Annotated in this window: 2 protein-coding genes; one reads left to right on the top strand and one right to left on the bottom strand. The window is 74.2% G+C overall.

The window, feature by feature from the left end; all coding sequences use genetic code 11:
- The first annotated feature begins 37 nt into the window (after positions 1-37).
- On the top strand, positions 38-1243 hold the full coding sequence (locus tag CCN35_RS22745) for a cytochrome P450 (protein WP_067391020.1): 1206 nt from the start codon (positions 38-40) through the stop codon (positions 1241-1243).
- Positions 1244-1427: 184 nt separating this feature from the next.
- Here the strand turns inward: CCN35_RS22745 and rbsK are convergent, their stop codons facing one another.
- A complete protein-coding gene (rbsK, locus tag CCN35_RS22750; protein ID WP_067391016.1) occupies positions 1428-2321 on the bottom strand; it encodes a ribokinase in 894 nt (297 codons plus the stop codon).
- Positions 2322-2775: the final 454 nt, after the last annotated feature.

Here is a 2775-nt window from a genome sequence, read left to right on the forward strand (position 1 = left end):
GCCGCACCCCTGCCCCCACGCCCCGAGGAGCCCACTGATGACCGGCGAGAACGAGGCGGTCGAATGCCCGTTCGACTTCAGCGACGCCCTGGAGTTCGACCCCGCGCTCGCGGATCTGATGAGCCGTGAGTCCCCCGTGAGGATCCGGCTTCGCTACGGTGATGCCGACGCCTGGCTGGTCACCGGCTTCGACGCCGTCAAGCAGGTGACCACCGACCCCCGGTTCAGCCGGGCGGGCATCATCGGCCACGACTACCCCCGGATGACGCCCGAGCCCATCGTGTCGCCCGAATCGATCAATGTGATGGACCCGCCGCACAGCACCCGCGTCCGTCACCTGGCCTCGCAGGCCTTCACCCCGCAGCAGGTCGAGCGCATGCGTCCCCGGATCGTCCGGCTCGCGGACCAGCTGCTGGACGAGATGGAGAGGAAGGGGCCGCCGGCGGATCTGGTCCAGCACCTGTCCGACCCGCTTCCCCAGCACACCGTGCTGGACCTCCTCGGCGTCGAGCGGAAGGAGTGGCCCCGTCTCCAGGAGTCCGTGCGCCAACTGCTCGTCGTGGGCGCGGACAACAAGGAGGCCTCCGCGAGCGCCAAGGCCGATCTGACGGCCTACTTCGCCAAACTGGTCGAACAGCGCCGGAACTCGCCCGGCGTGGACCTCATCAGCGCGATGGCCGCGGCACGGGACGGCGAGGAGCAGCTCGACGACAGGGAGCTGGCGGTCATGGCGCTCACCCTGGCGCTCAGCGGCCAGGACACGGCGACCTGCGAGATCAGTGACATCGTGTATCTGCTCCTGACCCGCCCCGAGCTGATGGAGCGCCTCAGGAGCCGGCCCGGGACGCTGACCGACGTCCTGCACGAACTGCTCCGCTGCATCCCGTTCCGCAAGGGAGTGGGAATCCCGCGGGTGGCTCTCGAGGACGTGGAGCTGGACGGTGTGCGGATCAAGGCGGGCGACTACGTCCATGTGTCGTACCTGACCGCCAACCGCGACCCGCGGCGCTACCCGGATCCGCACACCATCGACCCCGACCGGCCGAACCGCCCGCACATGACGTTCGGCTGGGGCGGGCACCGCTGCATCGCGATGCCCCTGGCCATGGCGGAGCTCGAAGTGGCCATCGGACGGCTCGTGGAGCGCTTCCCCGGGCTGCGGCTCGCGGTGCCGCCGGAGAAGGTGCGATGGGACACGCAGACGATCAGACGGTTCCCCCTGGAGCTGCCGGTGGCCTGGTAGACCCCTCGGCCGACTGGTGGGCACCCCCTTGGCCGAGGGGGCACCCCTGCCGGTACGGGCGCCCCGCTGTCAGGGCCCAGGCCCTTCGGCGCGCCGTGCGCGGGCAGCGGCGAGGAGGGACCCCTCCTCGCCGCTGCCCTTCGGTGCCCGCCCGTCCGCCGTGGCCGGGGCTCCGGCCGGGACCTCAGCGGCGAAGGGCCTTCTCCACCTCGTCGCGGCGGGGCAGCGACGGCTGGGCTCCGGCGCGGGTGGTGCTGAGCGCCGCCGCGGCACAGGCCCAGCGGGCGGCCTGTTCCAGGGTGCGGCCCTCGGCCAGGGCGACGGCGAGCGCGCCGCAGAAGCAGTCGCCGGCCGCCGTGGTGTCCACCGGCTCGACCGCGAAGGCGGGGATGTGCAGCCGTGCGGTGCCCTCCAGGAGCAGTGCCCCGTCCCCGCCGAGGGTGACGACGACCGCGCCCGCGCCTCTCAGCTTGCCCGCGGCGGCGGCGGCCTCGTCGGTCGTCCTCGGCACCGGGGTGCCGGCGAGGGCCGCAAGTTCGGTGCGGTTGGGCACCAGCACGTCGACACGGCGGGGCGGGACGGCACCGGTGACGGCGGGGGCCGGGTTGTGCACGACGACGCCCCCGGCCAGCCCGGCGGCGGCATGGTTGGCCTCGTCGGGGACCTCCTGCTGCAGGACGGTGACCCGGGCGCGGCCCAGCACCTCGCCGGCCCTTCGGCAGTCGTCCGCGGTGAGGCGGGAGTTGGCGCCGGGGCTGACGACGATGGCGTTCTCGCCCGACGGGTCGACGGTGATCAGCGCACGCCCGGTGGGCACCCCCGGGGTACGGAGCAGGTGCGTGGTGTCCACTCCCTCGGCGCGCACCGCCGCGGTCATCGCGTCGGCCGCGTCGTCCTCCCCGACCCGGCCGATCAGGGCGACCCGTCCGCCGAGCCGGGCCGCGGCGACCGCCTGGTTGGCGCCCTTGCCGCCGGGGTGCTCGGTGATGTCCCCGCCGAGCACGGTCTCGCCCGGCACCGGGTGCCGGGGAACGGGGGTGACGAGGTCCAGGTTGAGGCTTCCGACGACTGCGATCACAGGGGTTCCTCCGAACTTCTGCCGCGGGGGACGACAGTCCGGGACGAGGGCCGTGCCGGTGACGGCGCCGTGACCGGCGAGCGGCACGGCGCGGGCCCGGGCGTGCGGGGCACGCCCGGCGGCCTCCCGCGCGGGCGGGGCGGTCTCCCGCACCGATGAGGGGAAGAAGAGGGGCGTGACGCGCGGCGGTGCCGGGCCGACGGGGACGACGGGGCGGCCGCACGGCGCACGGCGGCCCGGTCGGGACGGCCACCGCGGCTTCCGGCCGTGTCCCGCAAGTCCTCTCGGTCACCGCGCTCCGGCCCCTTCGACGGTCGGCTCCCGGCGGACGCACGCCTCCGGCACCAATGCCGGTGAACGCTACCATCCGGGCCCCCGCCCCGGCGGGTACGACAGACGCCGTGACCGGGGCTCATGCCCCCGGGTCCGTGACCGCTGTCCTCTATACACATCT

The organism is Streptomyces thermovulgaris (assembly GCF_002155915.1).
In the GTDB taxonomy this organism is placed as follows: domain Bacteria; phylum Actinomycetota; class Actinomycetes; order Streptomycetales; family Streptomycetaceae; genus Streptomyces; species Streptomyces thermovulgaris.

What these genes read in the sequence shown, in the direction of transcription:
- CCN35_RS22745 (WP_067391020.1), top strand. Translation starts at nt 38, where the DNA reads ATGACCGGCGAGAACGAGGCGGTCGAATGCCCGTTCGACTTCAGCGAC.